General features: G+C 69.6%; 18 protein-coding genes and 1 riboswitch. Of the genes, 9 read left to right on the top strand and 9 right to left on the bottom strand.

The window, feature by feature from the left end; translation table 11 throughout:
* The first annotated feature begins 89 nt into the window (after positions 1-89).
* A riboswitch (SAM riboswitch) is annotated at positions 90-242 on the top strand.
* Between the two features lie 16 nt (positions 243-258).
* From thrC to OG928_RS19765, 5 genes are all read left to right on the top strand, one after another.
* Entirely contained in the window at positions 259-1533 is a 1275-nt protein-coding gene (gene thrC / locus OG928_RS19785) for a threonine synthase (RefSeq protein ID WP_406285566.1), read from the top strand.
* A complete protein-coding gene (locus tag OG928_RS19780) occupies positions 1530-1808 on the top strand; it encodes a ubiquitin-like small modifier protein 1 (protein WP_406285563.1) in 279 nt (92 codons plus the stop codon). Before thrC ends, OG928_RS19780 begins: the two co-directional genes overlap by 4 nt.
* Positions 1809-2229: 421 nt before the next feature.
* Positions 2230-2433 carry a cold-shock protein gene (locus OG928_RS19775; RefSeq protein WP_020557826.1) on the top strand — a complete coding sequence of 68 codons (204 nt, stop codon included), beginning with the start codon at positions 2230-2232 and terminating at the stop codon, positions 2431-2433.
* Between the two features lie 444 nt (positions 2434-2877).
* Entirely contained in the window at positions 2878-4503 is a 1626-nt protein-coding gene (gene groL, locus OG928_RS19770; RefSeq protein WP_406285561.1) for a chaperonin GroEL, read from the top strand.
* Positions 4504-4721: 218 nt separating this feature from the next.
* Positions 4722-5288 carry a Uma2 family endonuclease gene (locus OG928_RS19765; protein WP_406291083.1) on the top strand — a complete coding sequence of 189 codons (567 nt, stop codon included), beginning with the start codon at positions 4722-4724 and terminating at the stop codon, positions 5286-5288.
* Between the two features lie 35 nt (positions 5289-5323).
* On the opposite strand, the gene OG928_RS19760 is transcribed toward OG928_RS19765, so the two are convergent.
* Positions 5324-5488 (bottom strand): hypothetical protein, encoded by a 165-nt coding sequence (locus OG928_RS19760; protein ID WP_406285559.1) that lies wholly within the window; start codon positions 5486-5488, stop codon positions 5324-5326.
* Between the two features lie 145 nt (positions 5489-5633).
* Here OG928_RS19760 and OG928_RS19755 point away from each other — a divergent pair, with 145 nt between their 5' ends.
* Positions 5634-6221, top strand: coding sequence for a Uma2 family endonuclease (locus OG928_RS19755; protein WP_406291081.1), 588 nt, complete (start codon positions 5634-5636; stop codon positions 6219-6221).
* A gap of 6 nt (positions 6222-6227) precedes the next feature.
* On the opposite strand, the gene OG928_RS19750 is transcribed toward OG928_RS19755, so the two are convergent.
* A complete protein-coding gene (locus OG928_RS19750) occupies positions 6228-6578 on the bottom strand; it encodes a hypothetical protein (protein WP_406285557.1) in 351 nt (116 codons plus the stop codon).
* A gap of 45 nt (positions 6579-6623) precedes the next feature.
* Here OG928_RS19750 and OG928_RS19745 point away from each other — a divergent pair, with 45 nt between their 5' ends.
* Positions 6624-6893 carry a DUF4031 domain-containing protein gene (locus OG928_RS19745; RefSeq protein WP_406285555.1) on the top strand — a complete coding sequence of 90 codons (270 nt, stop codon included), beginning with the start codon at positions 6624-6626 and terminating at the stop codon, positions 6891-6893.
* Positions 6894-6908: 15 nt separating this feature from the next.
* Here OG928_RS19745 and OG928_RS19740 read toward each other — a convergent pair whose 3' ends face one another.
* Positions 6909-7571, bottom strand: a complete 663-nt coding sequence (locus tag OG928_RS19740; protein WP_406285553.1) for a metal-dependent phosphohydrolase — start codon at positions 7569-7571, stop codon at positions 6909-6911.
* A gap of 173 nt (positions 7572-7744) precedes the next feature.
* A complete protein-coding gene (locus OG928_RS19735) occupies positions 7745-9880 on the bottom strand; it encodes a HelD family protein (RefSeq protein WP_406285550.1) in 2136 nt (711 codons plus the stop codon).
* Between the two features lie 321 nt (positions 9881-10201).
* Here OG928_RS19735 and OG928_RS19730 point away from each other — a divergent pair, with 321 nt between their 5' ends.
* A complete protein-coding gene (locus tag OG928_RS19730) occupies positions 10202-11500 on the top strand; it encodes a M14 family metallocarboxypeptidase (protein WP_406285548.1) in 1299 nt (432 codons plus the stop codon).
* A gap of 308 nt (positions 11501-11808) precedes the next feature.
* Here the strand turns inward: OG928_RS19730 and otsB are convergent, their stop codons facing one another.
* From otsB to OG928_RS19715, 3 genes are all read right to left on the bottom strand, one after another.
* On the bottom strand, positions 11809-12657 hold the full coding sequence (otsB, locus tag OG928_RS19725) for a trehalose-phosphatase (protein WP_406285546.1): 849 nt from the start codon (positions 12655-12657) through the stop codon (positions 11809-11811).
* A gap of 114 nt (positions 12658-12771) precedes the next feature.
* Entirely contained in the window at positions 12772-13482 is a 711-nt protein-coding gene (locus OG928_RS19720; protein WP_406291079.1) for a LytR C-terminal domain-containing protein, read from the bottom strand.
* A 15-nt stretch (positions 13483-13497) separates the two neighbouring features.
* Positions 13498-13833 carry a DUF3263 domain-containing protein gene (locus OG928_RS19715; protein ID WP_406285544.1) on the bottom strand — a complete coding sequence of 112 codons (336 nt, stop codon included), beginning with the start codon at positions 13831-13833 and terminating at the stop codon, positions 13498-13500.
* Positions 13834-13992: 159 nt separating this feature from the next.
* On the opposite strand from OG928_RS19715, the gene OG928_RS19710 reads away from it, so the two are divergent.
* Positions 13993-14337, top strand: a complete 345-nt coding sequence (locus OG928_RS19710; RefSeq protein WP_406285542.1) for a cupin domain-containing protein — start codon at positions 13993-13995, stop codon at positions 14335-14337.
* Positions 14338-14460: 123 nt separating this feature from the next.
* Here the strand turns inward: OG928_RS19710 and OG928_RS19705 are convergent, their stop codons facing one another.
* The gene (locus OG928_RS19705) at positions 14461-15390 is read right to left on the bottom strand and encodes a carbohydrate ABC transporter permease (RefSeq protein ID WP_406285540.1); all 930 of its coding nucleotides are present in this window, start codon (positions 15388-15390) and stop codon (positions 14461-14463) included.
* Complete coding sequence (locus tag OG928_RS19700) at positions 15387-16301, bottom strand: carbohydrate ABC transporter permease (protein ID WP_406285537.1); 915 nt, start codon at positions 16299-16301, stop codon at positions 15387-15389. Before OG928_RS19700 ends, OG928_RS19705 begins: the two co-directional genes overlap by 4 nt.
* Positions 16302-16321 lie beyond the last annotated feature (20 nt).

The raw sequence follows: 16321 nt of genomic DNA, 5'->3' as shown, positions 1-16321 counted from the left end.
CAGTCGTCGTCACCGGATACGACGATCGCACGTCGCGCCGGACAAACGCGGACCGGCCACCCGGCGAAGGGTGTGTCCACCGCCATAGCAGCTCATCCAGAGGGGCAGAGGGAACGGCCCGTTGAAGCCCCGGCAACCATCCGATCGTCATTCCTCGTGACGCGCTTTCGGCGCGAGCGAGTGCTGACGGATCGGACAGGTGCCAAGTCCGGCCCGTGGAAACCCACGGGTAAAGATGAGGACAGAAAGGCCCTCGCCATGGCGACACCCACCGCCACCCGCACCAGCAGCGCCACCCCCACCTCCTTCGGCCCCGCCGTCGCACTGTCGTGTCGCGAGTGCGGTCAACGCACCGGGCTCGGCCCGAAGTACGCGTGCGAGTCCTGTTTCGGACCGCTCGAGATCGCCTACGAGTTCGGCACCGTGACGCGCGAGCAGATCGAGGCGGGCCCGAACAACATCTGGCGCTACGCGCCGCTCCTGCCGGTGTCCGCGGACGTCGCGTCGCGGCCCAACCTGAACCCCGGCTTCACCAAGCTCGTCCGGGCCGAGAACCTCGGCCGCGAGCTGGGCGTCCGGAACCTGCACGTCAAGGACGACTCCGGGAACCCGACCCACTCGTTCAAGGACCGTGTGGTGGCCATCGCCGTCGAGGCCGCCCGCACCTTCGGCTTCACCACCCTCTCGTGCTCCTCGACCGGCAACCTGGCCGGCGCGGTCGGCGCCGCTGCCGCCCGCGCGGGGCTGCGCAGCTGCGTGTTCATCCCCTCCGACCTGGAGGCCGGCAAGGTCGTCACGGCGGCGGTCTACGGTGGCGAGCTGGTCGCGATCGAAGGCACGTACGACGAGGTCAACCGCTTCTGCTCGGAGCTCATCGGCGACCCGGCCGGCGAGGACTGGGGCTTCGTCAACGTGAACCTGCGGCCGTACTACGGCGAGGGCTCCAAGACGCTGGCCTACGAGATCGCCGAACAGCTCGGCTGGAAACTGCCCGAGCAGATCGTGATCCCGATCGCGTCGGGTTCTCAGCTGACCAAGATCGACAAGGGCTTCCGCGAGCTGATCGCGCTCGGCCTGGTCGAGGACGCGCCGTACCGGATCTTCGGCGCGCAGGCCACGGGCTGCTCCCCGGTGTCGGCCGCGTGGAAGGCCGGACACGACGTGATCCGCCCGGTGAAGCCGGACACCATCGCCAAGTCGCTCGCGATCGGCAACCCCGCCGACGGTCCCTACGTGCTGGACGTGTGCAAGCGCACCGGCGGCGCGGTGGAGGACGTGAACGACGTCGAGGTGGTCGAGGCGATGAAGCTGCTCGCCCGCACCGAGGGCGTCTTCGGCGAGACGGCCGGCGGTGTCACGGTCGGCTGCCTGCGGAAGCTGATCGCGTCGGGGCAGTTGGACCCGGACGCCGAGACGGTCGTGCTCAACACGGGTGACGGCCTCAAGACGTTGGACGCGGTCACGCCGACCACCGGCCCCACCGCGACCATTCGACCCACCCTTGATTCCTTCCGAAAGGCCGGCCTGGCATGAGCGTCTCCGTTCGCATCCCGACGATCCTGCGCACCTACACGGGTGGGGCGGCCGAGGTCGCGGTCGAGGGGACGACCCTCGCCGAGGTCCTCGACAGCCTGGAAAAGGACAACACCGGAATTCGCGCGCGCATCCTCGACGACGAGGGCAAGCTGCGCCGCTTTGTGAATCTCTACGTGAACGACGAGGACGTGCGCTTCGCCGACGGTCTCGCCACCGCCATCCCCGATGGCGGCAGCGTTTCGATCATCCCGGCGGTCGCCGGCGGTTGCTGACGACATAGGCCGACGGCCCGGATCTTCATCGTCCGGACCCGAAACGGAATGAAGAAATCCGCCACACGGAGCCCCGTGTGGCGGATTTCTTGGTTCCCCCGACGGTTGTGCGATACACGGGTTTACCCGGGCCCATTTCCTGCCTTTGACGGCGGCATGTCGGTAAACCCGTGGTCGGGATCACATCCGATATGTTCCGAAGATCGCATTCCTGATGAATTGAAATACGGCTTTCCTGTTGATTTGCGGAATATGAGAGCTTTATTCATCCGGGAATTCTCGTCCGATTGACCTGTTGCTCCGGGCATCCGTCCGGATACATTCAGCCGCGGTCGTAGCAGAAGGCCGGGACCTTCTGGATACGAACCCGGAGCTGCGGCGTGCAGTATCCGTGAAAGGGCCAGTAACAGGGGAGTTAGGAATGGCTCAGGGCGCCGTCAAGTGGTTCAACGCGGAGAAGGGGTACGGCTTCATCGCGGTCGACGGTGGTGCGGACGTCTTCGTCCACTACAGCGCGATCCAGATGGACGGGTACCGGACGCTCGAGGAGGGGCAGCGAGTCGAGTTCGAGATCTCGCAGGGGCAGAAGGGGCCGCAGGCCGACATGGTCCGCGTCACCGCCTGAACCAGGGGGCTATCCGCTCCTCTGCTTGAAACGGTCCACACCACGGACTGCACGACACACGCATCACACGCTCCTATGTGATCGGTGACCGGGGCCCGGCTTCCCGCCATGCGGGGGCCGGGCCCCGGTCGTTGTGCGCCGCCTCCCGCCGGATGGCCGTCACGCGCCGCGCGCCGGTCCACGCACCGGTGCTCGCGCACGGGTTCTTCGTGCGACACGCGCGCGGGTGGGCGCGTGCGGGTCGGGACCGGCCGTTGCGCTTGCACTCGGCATGGTCGAGTGCTAATCATTGGCGTTAGCACTCTGGATGTGAGAGTGACAGAAACGGACCGGGCCGGTGAGGCTCGGCGCCCGTGAGGGAGGGATCCTCACGGTGGTCGGGTCGTCCGTCGCGGGCACCTGTGCGGTCCGGCACTCACCCCCGTTCTGGGAGGACTTCACCACATGGCCAAGATCATCGCGTTCAACGAGGAAGCGCGCCGCGGCCTCGAGCGCGGGATGAACCAGCTCGCCGACGCCGTCAAGGTCACGCTGGGCCCGAAGGGCCGCAACGTCGTGCTCGAGAAGAAGTGGGGTGCGCCCACCATCACGAACGATGGTGTGAGCATCGCCAAGGAGATCGAGCTCGAGGACCCGTACGAGAAGATCGGCGCCGAGCTGGTCAAGGAGGTCGCCAAGAAGACGGACGACGTCGCCGGTGACGGCACGACGACCGCGACCGTCCTCGCCCAGGCGCTCGTCCGCGAAGGCCTGCGCAACGTGGCCGCCGGCGCGAACCCGATGGCCCTCAAGCGCGGCATCGAGAAGGCCGTCGAGGCCGTCTCCGAGCAGCTGCTCGCGCTCGCCAAGGACGTCGAGACGAAGGAGCAGATCGCCTCCACCGCCTCGATCTCCGCCGCTGACCCCCTGATCGGCGAGATGATCGCCGAGGCCATGGACAAGGTCGGCAAGGAAGGCGTCATCACCGTCGAGGAGAGCAACACCTTCGGTCTCGAGCTCGAGCTCACCGAGGGCATGCGCTTCGACAAGGGCTACATCTCGCCGTACTTCGCGACCGACATGGAGCGCATGGAGGCCGTCCTCGAAGACGCCTACGTGCTCATCGTCAACTCGAAGATCACCTCGGTGAAGGACCTCCTCCCGCTCCTCGAGAAGGTCATGCAGTCGGGTAAGCCGCTCATGATCATCTCCGAGGACGTCGAGGGCGAGGCCCTGGCCACGCTCGTCGTGAACAAGATCCGCGGCACCTTCAAGTCCGTCGCCGTCAAGGCTCCGGGCTTCGGCGACCGTCGCAAGGCCATGCTCGGCGACATCGCCATCCTCACCGGTGGCCAGGTCATCTCCGAGGAGGTCGGCCTCAAGCTCGACACCGCCGGTCTCGAACTCCTCGGCCGCGCCCGCAAGGTCGTCGTCACCAAGGACGAGACGACCATCGTCGACGGCGCCGGTGACTCGGACCAGGTCGCGGGTCGCGTGAACCAGATCCGCGCCGAGATCGAGAACTCGGACTCGGACTACGACCGCGAGAAGCTCCAGGAGCGCCTCGCGAAGCTGGCCGGCGGCGTGGCCGTCATCAAGGCCGGCGCCGCGACCGAGGTCGAGCTCAAGGAGCGCAAGCACCGCATCGAGGACGCGGTGCGCAACGCGAAGGCCGCCGTCGAAGAGGGCATCGTCGCCGGTGGTGGCGTGGCTCTGCTCCAGGCGTCGACCATCGCGTTCGACAAGCTCGAGCTCGAAGGCGACGAGGCGACCGGCGCGAACATCGTGCGTCTGGCCGTCGAGGCCCCGCTCAAGCAGATCGCGGTCAACGCCGGCCTCGAGGGCGGCGTGGTTGTGGAGAAGGTGCGCAACCTGACCCCGGGTCACGGCCTCAACGCCGCGACCGGCGAGTACGTCGACCTCATCGCCGAGGGCATCATCGACCCGGCGAAGGTCACCCGCTCCGCTCTGCAGAACGCCGCGTCGATCGCCGCGCTGTTCCTGACGACCGAGGCTGTCATCGCCGACAAGCCGGAGAAGAACCCGGCCCCGGCCGGCGGCGCTCCGGACATGGGCGGCATGGACTTCTGATCCGCTGAGGATCGGTTGACCTGACGCACAGTCAGTCGCTGTACGAAAGAGGCGGTCCCCTTCGGGGGGCCGCCTCTTTCGCGTGTTGGGGTCTTCCCGGAGTGTTCGATGCGTGTTCGCTCGTTCGAGTGGCACAGTCCGCTTACCCTGAAATGGTCTCCGAGCGGCGTCAGCATCGCTCTTGTACAGCGTGGATCGAGGTGGGCGAGGTGAAGGACATGACCGCACCCGTGATCGAGACGGGCGCCCACTGGCACCAGATGGTGGCCATGTGGCAAGAGTTGGACGTGCCCAGAGGCTGGCGCGTCGAGGTAGACGGGGAGAACATCACGGTGTCGCCGCCGCCCGTGCACACACACGAATTGATCGTCGACGAGATCGCCGCATTGTTGCGGCAGGCCGCCCCGAGAGGTTGCGGAGCCTTCACGAACCTCGGTGTGGAGATCGTTCCGCTCGGTCGGCTCTACGTCCCCGACGTGGCAATCGTCCCTCGCGAAGACACCGCGACCCCGACTCCGGCCCACCACGCCCTCCTGGTTGCGGAGGTCACCTCGCAAGGCAACGCGAATCACGACCGAGAGACCAAACGCGACGCCTATGCGCAGGCACCGGTTCCGCTCTACTTGCTCATTGATCGATGGGATCCCACAGGTCCGTCCGTGACTCTGTTCTCTGAACCCGACGGCGGAAAGTACCGGCAGTTTCTCCATATCGCGTTCGGAAAAACGATCACGATCCCCGAGCCCTTCGGGGTCGACCTGGACACCTCGAACTTCCCTCACTGACCCGATATTCGCCAGACTCGAACTCGCCGGCCGCGCTACACGTCCTCGACGGCGCCCTCGTTCGGCGGTCGATCGGTGCCCAGCCCGCCGAGCGCGGCAATCGCCACCGCGTCCTTCTCGCAGACCCAGTGCGGGTCCTCGCCCGGTTCTGGCTCGATGTCGAGCGGGTGGTCGCCATGCAGCGGGCAGCGCGGCCACACCGTGCCCTGTTGGGGTCTTCCCGGAGTGTTCGATGCGTGTTCGCTCCTTCGAGTGGCGGAGGCGACTTACTCTGAAATGGTCTCCGGGCGACTCGTAGCGTCGCTCCTGTACCGCGCGCGGACCGAGGTGGATGAGGTGGACGACATGACCACACCCGTGATCGAGGCGAGCGACACCTGGCACCGACTGGTGTCCACACGGCAGGAGCTGGACGTGCCCGACGGCTGGCGCGTCGAGATCGAGGGGGGGAAGATCATCGTGTCGCCGCCGCCGGCAAATACGCACAATGTGATCGCCGCGCGCATCCAGCGAGCGTTGGTTCCGGTCACCCCGGAGAACTGTGAAATCTTCCAGACCCTCGGTGTGAGTATCGCGCCGCTGTTTCGGCTCTACATTCCCGATGTCGTCGTGATGCCGCTCGACGACATCAGGGTGGATGCCAAGCACGACACGGCGCCGACTCCGGCGCGGTACGCCCTCCTCATCGCCGAGGTCACCTCCAAGGACAATGCGAACCACGATCGGGTGACCAAGCTCGAGGCCTACGCGAGGGCTCAGGTTCCGCTCTACCTGCTCGTCGACCGCTGGGACAAGGAGGGCCCTTCCGTGACGCTCTTCTCCGCGCCCGACGGCAAGAAGTACCACGGGCGTCTTCAGGTACCGATCGGCGCGTCGATCGCCATCCCCGAGCCCTTCGGCATCGACCTGGATACGGCGATGTTCCAAATCTGACTCGGCCTACCCGACCGTCAGGCCGCCGAGCGCGGCGACCGCCACCGCGTCCTTCTCGCAGACCCAGTGCGGGTCCTCGCCCAGTTCGGGCTCGATGTAGAGCGGGTGGTCGCCGTGCAGCGGGCAGCGCGGCCACATCGTGCCCTGCTCGGCCAGCGCCTCCTGGACGTCCTGCCCGATCAGGCCCGGGACGTACGCGGCGCCCTCGGGCCACTGCTCGACCCACCACTTGCGTTCGACCAGGGCGTGCTCGACGACGGTCACGGTCTCGGGGGTCTCGACGTCGTGCACCCGCAGGTCCGCGAGTACGAGGGAGCGGGCGGTCAGCAGCGCGACGTCGGTCGGGTCCTTGCTCATGGTCCACAAGTGTGCGGGATCGCGGCGTATACGAGAATCGAACGCGTGGCACTTCTCATCGATCCCCCCGCCTGGCCCGGACGCGGGCGACTGTGGTCGCATCTCGTCAGCGACGTCTCGCACGCCGAACTGCACGCGTTCGCGCGCGAACTCGGGGCGCCGGAGCGCGCGTTCGACCGGGATCACTACGACGTACCCGCCGATTTGTACGAGCGGGCACTCGCAAGCGGCGCCCTGCCGGTCTCCAGTCGGGAACTGGTGGTCCGGCTGACCGCCGCGGGGCTGCGACAGCGCAAGCGGTACACCCCGCGCTGACGCGGGGCGGGCTGGTCAGGACTGCTGGCGCGGGATGGTGCCTTCGAGACGCTCCAGCTCGGCGCGCATGTTGTAGCGGGCCGCCTCTTCGTACCGCGCCGCACCCAGGCGGGTGTGGAACAGGCGGGGCAGCGACATCAGGTCGCGCAGCACGGCGGCGCGCGCGGCCCGGAACGCCTCGTCCGGCACGAACGAGTATTCCTCGCGGACCGCCGCCGTGTACGCCTCGTAGCGCTCGCGGTCGGCGGCCAGGATCGCGAGGTCGGCGTCGCACAGCACATGCGCGTTGCGGTCGCTCTCGCCGGGCGCGTGCTCGGCGGTGACCCGGACCAGGCGCACGGTCTCGGCCACCAGTTCCGGGGCGACGCCCGCCTCGCGCAGGCCGCGTTCGGCGAGGCGCGCGCTGCGCTCCTCGTTGTCGGCCCGGGCCGGGTCGTAGACCGCATCGTGGAACCACGCCGCGAGCATGACCGCGTCGACGTCGTCGGCCTCGTAGGCCAGTTCGCCGATCAGGTCCAGCACGGTGCGCAGATGCTCGGTGCCGTGATAGCGGCGGTGCGGCTCGGCATAGCGCGCGAGCAGGCTCTCGACGACTGCGCCGGCCTCGGCGTGCTCGCCGACGAGGCGGGCCCACTGATCCCGCAGCGTCACGGTCGCGGACTCCTGAATGCGTTCCACCGGGCCAGCATGGCAGAACGAGCGAGCGAAGCCGACCACCAACCACTTCGACACACGCAGTTCACTCGTATTGGATGCCTTGTCCCCAACCACCGAACAGGAACCGCTCAAGCCCGTACGGCGTTTGAGGACAACCCCAACCAACGCCCATCCGCAGCCCGACCACGAACCAATCAAGCCCGTCCGGCGTTTGAGGACAACGCATCAGGCAGCGGCAGCCCATGCAACACGACCAACCCCGACACCGCCCGCGTGAGCACCACGTACAACCGACGCAATCCCTGGGCCTCGGCGTCGACGATCTCCGCCGGCTCCGCGACCGCGACGTGGTCGAACTCCAGACCCTTGGCCAACGACGCCGGCACCACGCTTATCCGCGCCTCGCCCGGACCACCGTCGCCGCCCAGGACCCGATGCGCCGCGTCCAGAGCACGCAACGCCGCCGCGACCGAAGGCACCCGCTCGTCGGCGCAGATCAGCCCGATCGAGCCCTCGTGGTCGAGCAGTTCGACGGCCGCCGCCGCGGCCCGCGCGGACAGCTCCTCGGCCTCGACGGCCCGCAGTTCGAGCGCGCCCGCCGTCCGCCGGACCGACGAGGCGGGCGAGAGCTCCGGCGCGATCAGTGGCAGCAGTCGGCTCGCGAACTCCAGGATCTGCAGCGGTACCCGGAAGCCCCTGGTCAGCTCCTCGACCTTCGCGCCCTCGTGTCCCAGGTGCCGCAGCGTCTCCTCCCACCCGGGCGTCGCCCACGGCGTGGTGCCCTGCGCGATGTCGCCGAGCACCGTGGCGGAGCCCGTGGAGCAGCGCCGCCCGACCGCCCGGCATTGCATCGGCGACAGGTCCTGCGCCTCGTCGATCACCACGTGGCCGTAGCCGCCGGTGCGGTAGAGCAGGTCGGCCGTCTCGTCCACGAGCACCGCGTCGGCCACGGTCCAGCGCGCGGACCCCGCGCCACGCGGCGGCTTGGCCCACAGGATCGCGGCCTGCTCGTCGGCGGTGAGGATCCCGTCGGCGCAGGCGGCCAGGAACGCGGCGTCGCTCAGCAGCCGGAACACCAGCTTGAGCGGGTCCACCGCAGGCCACATCGCGTCCACCGCGGCCTTGACCGGACGGCTGCGCGCGACCGCGTCCTGTACCCGGTCGTCGGGGGATTCGCCGCGCTCCTCCATCTTGGACAACAGCGCGTGCGCGAGCCGCTGCCGGAGCATGTCGCGCGCCGCGCCGTAGCGCACGTCGCGTGTGCGCAGCGCGGTCACCAGTTCCTCGATCTCGTACACCGCCAGCCGCCACGTCCGCGAGTCGCGGACCACGGCCACCGACTCCTGCGGGTCCCTCAAGCCGGACCACACCGCGCGGCGCAGTACCTCGGCCATCCGCGCGTCGCCCTTGACCGTGCCGGGCACGGCTTCGTCGAGCGCGCGGATGGTGATCTTGGAGGTGCGGGTGACCAGGTCCTCGACGGTGGTCTGGCCGACCTCGACCTCGCCGAGCGCGGGCAGCACCTGCTGGATGTAGTCGAGGAAGGACCGGTTCGGGCCGACCACGAGGGTGCCGGTGCGGGCGAGGCGGTCGCGGTAGGCGTACAGCAGCCAGGCGACACGGTGCAGGCCGACGGCGGTCTTGCCGGTGCCGGGCGCGCCCTGTACGCACAGCGTGTGTCCGAGGTCGGAGCGGACGATCTCGTCCTGTTCGGGCTGGATGGTGGCGACGATGTCGCGCATCGGGCCGACGCGGGGGCGCTCGATCTCGGCGGCGAGGATCCCGCTCGCGGTGTCGGTCTCCTCGGCGTCGGTGAGGTGTTCGTCCTCGAACGCGGTCAGTTCGCCGGCGGTCCAGCCGAACCGGCGGCGCAGTTCGACGCCGAGCGGGTCGACCCGGTTGGCCCGGTAGAACGCGCGGGACAGGGGCGCGCGCCAGTCCACGACCATCGGGTCGCCGAGTTCGTCGTGTACGTGCCGGCGGCCGATCCAGAAGGACTCGACGTCCTTGCTCGGGTCGGCGGTGACCTCGACCGGCTCGACGCCCTCGACGCCGTCGGCGAAGCGGCCGTCGACGCGGCCGAAGAACAGCGGCGAGCCGGCGTGGTCGGCGAGCGCCGCGATCCGCTTGGCGATCAGGTGCTGCGCGGTCTCGTTGGCCACGGCGGTCGCGCCGACGTCGCGCAGGTCGAGCGCCTCGGTCTCCTCGCGCATGCGGCGCAGGGCCGCGCGGGACGCGTCGAGGTAGGCGCGTTCGACGGCGAGCGCGTCGTCGGGGAGTGCGTCGGGATTGGGCACGGCGGAGCCGGGGGTGCTGGCATGGACGGACATGACTCTCCGGATCGGGCGACGGCGGATTGGAGCCCGGCCGTGCGCGATGCCACGTCCTGGTGCGCCCCTGCAGAGGACACGGGCCGCTGTGCCCGGTTCGCGACGGTGTGCGCGCTCTCGGACATCCGGCCCGCGCGGCCCACCGGTGCCGTGGCCGGGAACGTCTTCCGGTTCTCGGGGTTCGGCACGGGGTGGGACAGCGGAATGGGAGAGCCTAGGCCAGTCCCGCTCTCCCATCAACCCCCGCTCCCCCGCCATGCTCGATGGACGACGGATCGGTGACGGTGCGTCGATCTCGGTGAAGGGGACGGTGTTTCGGGGATGAGGGCTTGGGCGGCGAGAGCGGTGCTCCCGCTGGCGCTGGTGGCCGGGGTCGCGCTCGCGCTGGTGCCGGCGGGCGCCGCGCGGGGCGGACGGAACCTGACCGGGTTCGAGCGACGCGGCGGCACGACCTGGACGACGCTCGCGGAGGAGCGCGACTACCTGCGCTCGCTCGTCGCGGAACCGGATACGGGCCGGCCCACGTGGGAGGCCGCCAGGATCACGCTGACCCGGGTCGGCACGAGTGCGCGGGGGCGCCCGCTGGACCTGGTGACGCTCACCGGCGCGCGCACGGTGGCCGATCCGATCCGGGTGTTATTCGTGTGCGGCCAGCACGGCGACGAGCCGGCCGGCCGGGAGGCGTGCCTGAAGCTGGTCCGCGACCTGGCCGCCGACCGCTCGCCGGCCGGTCGCCGACTGCTCGAACGGGTCACGGTCATGGTGCTGCCGACGCCTAATCCGGACGGGCTCGTGGCCGGCACGCGCGCGAGCGCCGACGGCGTCGACCTCAATCGCGACCACCTCGCGGTGAGCACGCCGGAGGCCCGCGCCCTCCGCCGAGTGCTGCGCGAGCTGCGGCCGCACATCGTGCACGACCTGCACGACTTCGACACGCCGGCGGGCGTGTACGACACCCCGACCCTGTTCCTGTGGCCGAGGAACCTCAACGTGGCCCCGGAGTTGCGCGGTCTCGCGGTCGAGCTCGCCCGCGACCGGATCGGCCCGGCGTTGCGCGCGGCGGGCTGGGGATCGGGCGTGTACGGACAGGACCGTACGGATCGCCAGGTCGCCGGCGACGCGGACGAGCGGCTGTTGCGCAACGCGGCGGGCATCGACCACGCGGTGGCGGTGCTGGTCGAGGTGCAATCGGAGCCCGCGTCGCCGCTGGAGCGGACCGACGCGGGGCTGCTCGGGCGGCGCCGGGTGGCCGCGCACATGGTCGCGGCGCGGTCCACCCTGCGGATGGCCGCGGAGCGCGGCGACGCCATCGCGCAGGCGGTGCGGGTCTCGCGGGAGCGGGCCGAACGGGGTGGTGTGCAGGTGCACTTCGACGGCGCCGACAACGCGCCGGTGGGGCGGGTCGAGCCGGCTCGGGCGCCGTGTGCGTATCGGCTGACGCCTGGGGAGTACGCGCGGGCTCGGGCCGCGTTGACCGCGCACGGGATAGTGGTCGGGGCCGATTTGCGGGTCGAGACCGCGCAGCCGGCTGGGGTGGTGGTCGCCTTGCTTCTGGATGCACGGGCTCGGTTTGCGGTGGCCGAGGCGGAACCTGCGGACTGTGCCGGCGGGCGGGCATAGGGATTGGGCCCGGCCGGGTGCCGGGTGTCCTCAAACGCCGGACGGGCTTGAAAGGCTTGTCCTCAAACGCCGGACGGGCTGAATGGGTGCCGGATGAAGCATGTCGTCCTCAAACGCCGGACCGGCTCGAAAAGCCTGTCCTCAAACGCCGGACGGGCTGGATGCGTGCCGGATGAAGCATGTCGTCCTCAAACGCCGGACCGGCTCGAAAAGCCTGTCCTCAAACGCCGGACGGGCTGGATGGGTGCCGGATGAGGCTTGTTCCTGAAGTGCCGGATCGGCTGGAGCGGCGGGGTGGGGTGTGGGTGTCAGGGGGTGATCGTGGTGGCGAGGGCGGAGAGGAGTTGGGCGATGCCTTCCGGGCCCGGGACCACCAGGTCGGCGCGGTCGGCCAGGGTGGCCACTTCCTCGGAGCCGCTGCAGACGGTGATGCCGGCGATGCCCTGGCCGCGGAGCTCCTCGACGGCGTCGAAGGCGGCGAGGTCGCCCAGGTCGTCGCCGGCGAACAGTACGGACTTGGCCTGACGCTCCTTCAGGAAGCCGGTGAGCGCGCGGCCCTTGTCCATCCCCGCGGGGCGCAACTCCAGGACGTAGCGGCCGGGTTCGACCACGAGTCCGTGCCGGGCCGCCAGCTCGGCGAGCGGGTCGCGCAGCAGCTCGAACGCGGCGTCCGGGTCGGGCGCGCGGCGGGTGTGTACGGCGAGCGCGCTGCCCTTGTCCTCCACCCACGTGGCGCTCCACAGACCGAGGCCCTGGATCAGGCCCGGCAGCGCGAGTCGTACCTCGTTGACGCCGCGCGGCGGCTCGGGCGCGCTGACCCGGCCGGTCGTCGCGTCCCAACGCTCCAGGCCGTAATGGCCCAGGACGACCAGATTCTCGAGCCCGGCGACGCCGCGGAAGCGCCCGTACTCGACGGCGACCGCGGCCGGTCGGCCGGTCACGATCACGACCGCTTCCAGGTGCGGGGTCAGCCGGGACAGCGCCTCGACCGCCCGTACGTCGGCTCTCGCCTTCTCGGGGTCGTCGACGATCGGGGCGAGCGTCCCGTCGAAGTCGAGCGCGACGACCGCACGCGCCGGCTCCTCGAGCAACGCGGCGAGCCCCGCCCGCCCGGCCGGTGTGGTGGGTTCGGGAAGCGTGGACCGGTTGATGGACATACCGTCCAACCTAGCGCCGTGTCCGGAAGGTTTGCCGATTCTCGGTGTTCGGTGCCGGTCGTGGCGCTGGTGCCGCCGTGACCGGAAAGGTTCACCGGTTCTCGGCGCCCGGCACTAGCGAGTAGTCAACGACCCCAGCAGACGATCCGCGAGTGGGACCGCCTGGTCGTCGACGACGATCACGGTGAGCCGATTGTGCGGGATGCCCGGGAAGGTCGGCTTGATCCGGCCGATCCCGGGCAGGTCGGCGGCCAGCGCGCGGGCCTGCTTCTCCTGGTCGGCCGGGTGGTACACGGTGGTCGCGGGGACGACGCCGCGGAACACGTCGGTCCCGGTGACCTCCCACCCGGCGGCCTCCAGCCGACGGGCCATCCGCTGCGCGAGCGCGGGCACCTTGCTCTGGTCGAGCAGCACGACCTTGCCGTGCGCGCCCCGGGGCACGGCCGGCGCGCGGGCGGGCGGTACGGGCCGCGCGGAGCCGCTCGGCGCGGCGCCCGGCACCTGCCCAGGGGCGTCGTGATGGGCCCGGTCGGCGACCATCCGCGACGCGGGCTCCTCCGCGCCGATCGCGAGCGCGCCGGCGAGGGCGCCGAGCACGAGCAGCGCGGCCACCGGGATCAGGCCACGCCGCGACCGGAGCACGGGGGCCGCGCGGCGGGCCCACAGCCCGGCCACGAGGTCGCGCGCGCCGGCGAGCCCGGCCGCCGGTTCGTCGGCCCCGGCGCCGGCCGGTTCGGCTTCGTCGGTCCCCGGGTCGGGATTGGCCCAGATCAGGCCGTATCGCCTGAATCCGGTGAAAACGTCGTACTCGTCCTTGCGGCGCATCGACACCGGACGCCCCTAGCGCCCGGTACGACGCATGGTCGACCGGGCCTGCTGCCGGGCCTCGCGCAGCCGGCGCAGGCGCTGGACGAGCATCGGATCGTGTTCGAGCGCCTCCGGTCGGTCCAGCAGCGCGTTCAGGACCTGGAAGTAGCGCGTCGCGGAGAACCCGAAGCGGTCGCGCACGGCGCGCTCCTTCGCTCCGGCGTGCTTCCACCACTGGCGCTCGAATTCGAGGATGTCCCGGTCCCGCTCGGACAGGCCGCCGGCGGGGACGTGCTCGGGCGAGGTCTCCGCAGCGCTCTGCCCGGGAATCAGGGGCGTCTCCGGCCGCACGTCGTGCTCCTCACCCATCGGTCACCTCTTCCATGCCTCGGACGGGCCCGTCGACCCGCCTCCGGCATTGTGCCCGTCCGTACGGACGGGCGAGCGCACCGGCGCGGCGATTCGCCGGAAAAGCCCACGAATCACCCGCGGGGCGAGGTGCCCGGGATGGCCTATAAGCTCCGCCGCATGTCTACTTTTGCCGTCCATATCGCCGACGCCGAACTCGAAGCCGACCCGCTCGACCCGGCCCAGATCGTCTCCGGTTCCCCCGAGGTCTCAGGCAAGGTCCTGTGGGAGTCGGAGGACGGCAAGCAGATCCGCGGGATCTGGCAGATCACGCCGGGCGTGGCCACCGACACCGAGGCCAACGAGCTGTTCGTGGTGGTCTCCGGGCGCGCGACGATCGAGATCCGCGGCGGCGCCACGATCGAGGTCGGCCCGGGCGACGCGTGCGTGCTCCAGGAGGGCGACGAGACCGTGTGGACGGTGCACGAGACGCTGCGCAAGGCGTACCACATCACCCTGCCGTAGCCCCCGAACCGGACGCGAGCGCGAACACGGGCGCAAACACGAGTGCGAACCCGAACGCGCCGAAGCCCACAGGCCCCGAGCCTGTGGGCTTCGTGCTTCCCCGCGCCATTCGGCCCGCTCGGGCTACTTGACCGAGCCCGCGGTGAGACCGGACACGACGTGCTTCTCGATGTACGCGAACAGGATCACCACGGGCACGATCGCGACCACGGAACCCGCGAACAGGTACTGCCACTCGACCCGGTAGGCGCCGAGGAAGCTGTTGATCCCGACCGTGAGCGGTTGCTTGTCGGGCGTGGTCACCAGGACCAACGCGACGGTGAACTCGTTCCACGCGGCGATGAAGGTGAAGATGACCGCCGTCACGATGCCGGGCATCGCGAGCGGCAGCGTGACCCGTCGCAGTGCCCCGAGACGGGAGGCACCGTCGATCATCGCGGCCTCTTCCAGCTCGACCGGGATCGCGCTGAAGTAGGCGGTCAGGATCCACACCGAGAAGGCCAGGTTGAACGCGCCGTTGACGAGCACGAGCGCCCAGTACGAATCGAGCAGGTCGAGGATGTAGAACTCGCGGTACAGCCCGACCAGCAGTGACGTCGGCTGGAACATCTGGGTGACCAGCACGAGCATCAGGAAGACTCCGCGCCCGCGGAAGCGCTTGCGCGCGGTGTAGTACGCGGCGGGCAGCGACACCACGAGCACGAGCAGCGTCGACATGCCCGCGACGAGCAGCGAGACCTTGAGGTTGTCGCCGAGTGTGGACTTGTCCCACACGTCGATGAAGTTGGCCCACTCGAACTTGGACGGCACGTAGCCGTCGCTGGTCAGTTCGTCCTTGGGCCGCAGTGCCGTGATGAGCATCTCGACGTACGGCAGCACGAAGACGATCGCGATGACCCACGCGAGCGCGCCGAACCACAACTGCTTTTGGCTGTACTTCGTGCCCCTGACCCTGGGTTTTTTCGCCCCGGACGACGTGCCCCCGGAGTTCGACCCGTCGGGAATGGGCTTCGCGCCCCCGGCGCCCGGCTTGTCGCTGACGGCGGTGCTCATCGGTCGGTCTCCTTGTTCCCACGGCTGACAAAGAGGAAGAACGCGACCAGGATGATGATCATCGCGAAGTTGGCCACGGACATCGCGGCGCTCTCCCCGATGTCGGACGCCTTGAGCTGGTACATGAACACCGTGGTCGTCGCGGTCTCGTAGCCCGGACCACCGTTGGTCATCGCCCAGATGATCGGGAACGAGTTGAAGACGTTGATCAGGTTGATCACCACCGCGACCAGGATCGCCGGCTTCAGCAGCGGCAGCGTGATCGAAAGGTAGGTGCGCCACGTGGACGCGCCGTCGATCTTGGCCGCCTCGTACACCTCACCGGGGACCGTCTGCAGACCCGCGAGCAGCGTGTACGTGGTGAACGGCAGCGACACGAAGACCGCGACCGCCATCATCCACGGCATCGCCGTGGACGGCTTGCCGAGCCAGTCCTTGCCCGCGTCCATCAGGTGCAGGTCGACCATGACCGTGTTGATCGCGCCGTGGGTCTCGTGCAGCATCCACTTGAAGACGACGGCGGTCATGAAGACCGAGGCCGCCCACGGCACGATCATCGCCCAGCGCGCGAAGCGCCGGCCGGGGAAGTGCTGGTTGAACAGTTGCGCCAGGAACAGCGACAACACGAGGGTCACGGCGACGACGACCAACACCCAGACGACGGTGTTCCACAGGATCGCCACGAAGTCCGGTTCGTCGAACAGCTTCGTGTAGTTGTCGGTGCCGTTCGGGCCCACGACGATGCCGGTGCGGCGGATGCGCTGGAACGAACTCCAGATCATCACGACGACGGGCCACAACACGACCACGCCGATGAGGAGGACGGCGGGACCGATCCACGGCAGCGGGGCCAGCGTCTTCTTGACTCTGGTGACGACGGTTGGCGCTCTGCGTACGGCGGTTTCGGCCACGGGGCCGTCCTCCTCCTTCG

It is taken from the genome of Embleya sp. NBC_00896 (genome assembly GCF_045207785.1).
Classification (GTDB): Bacteria; Actinomycetota; Actinomycetes; order Streptomycetales; family Streptomycetaceae; genus Embleya.
This window is presented reverse-complemented; position numbering and strand designations above follow the sequence as displayed.

What these genes read in the sequence shown, in the direction of transcription:
- thrC (WP_406285566.1), top strand. Translation starts at nt 259, where the DNA reads ATGGCGACACCCACCGCCACCCGCACCAGCAGCGCCACCCCCACCTCC.
- OG928_RS19780 (WP_406285563.1), top strand. Translation starts at nt 1,530, where the DNA reads ATGAGCGTCTCCGTTCGCATCCCGACGATCCTGCGCACCTACACGGGT.
- OG928_RS19775 (WP_020557826.1), top strand. Translation starts at nt 2,230, where the DNA reads ATGGCTCAGGGCGCCGTCAAGTGGTTCAACGCGGAGAAGGGGTACGGC.
- groL (WP_406285561.1), top strand. Translation starts at nt 2,878, where the DNA reads ATGGCCAAGATCATCGCGTTCAACGAGGAAGCGCGCCGCGGCCTCGAG.
- OG928_RS19765 (WP_406291083.1), top strand. Translation starts at nt 4,722, where the DNA reads ATGACCGCACCCGTGATCGAGACGGGCGCCCACTGGCACCAGATGGTG.
- OG928_RS19755 (WP_406291081.1), top strand. Translation starts at nt 5,634, where the DNA reads ATGACCACACCCGTGATCGAGGCGAGCGACACCTGGCACCGACTGGTG.
- OG928_RS19750 (WP_406285557.1), bottom strand. Translation starts at nt 6,578, where the DNA reads ATGAGCAAGGACCCGACCGACGTCGCGCTGCTGACCGCCCGCTCCCTC.
- OG928_RS19735 (WP_406285550.1), bottom strand. Translation starts at nt 9,880, where the DNA reads ATGTCCGTCCATGCCAGCACCCCCGGCTCCGCCGTGCCCAATCCCGAC.
- OG928_RS19730 (WP_406285548.1), top strand. Translation starts at nt 10,202, where the DNA reads ATGAGGGCTTGGGCGGCGAGAGCGGTGCTCCCGCTGGCGCTGGTGGCC.
- otsB (WP_406285546.1), bottom strand. Translation starts at nt 12,657, where the DNA reads ATGTCCATCAACCGGTCCACGCTTCCCGAACCCACCACACCGGCCGGG.
- OG928_RS19720 (WP_406291079.1), bottom strand. Translation starts at nt 13,482, where the DNA reads ATGCGCCGCAAGGACGAGTACGACGTTTTCACCGGATTCAGGCGATAC.
- OG928_RS19715 (WP_406285544.1), bottom strand. Translation starts at nt 13,833, where the DNA reads ATGGGTGAGGAGCACGACGTGCGGCCGGAGACGCCCCTGATTCCCGGG.
- OG928_RS19710 (WP_406285542.1), top strand. Translation starts at nt 13,993, where the DNA reads ATGTCTACTTTTGCCGTCCATATCGCCGACGCCGAACTCGAAGCCGAC.
- OG928_RS19705 (WP_406285540.1), bottom strand. Translation starts at nt 15,390, where the DNA reads ATGAGCACCGCCGTCAGCGACAAGCCGGGCGCCGGGGGCGCGAAGCCC.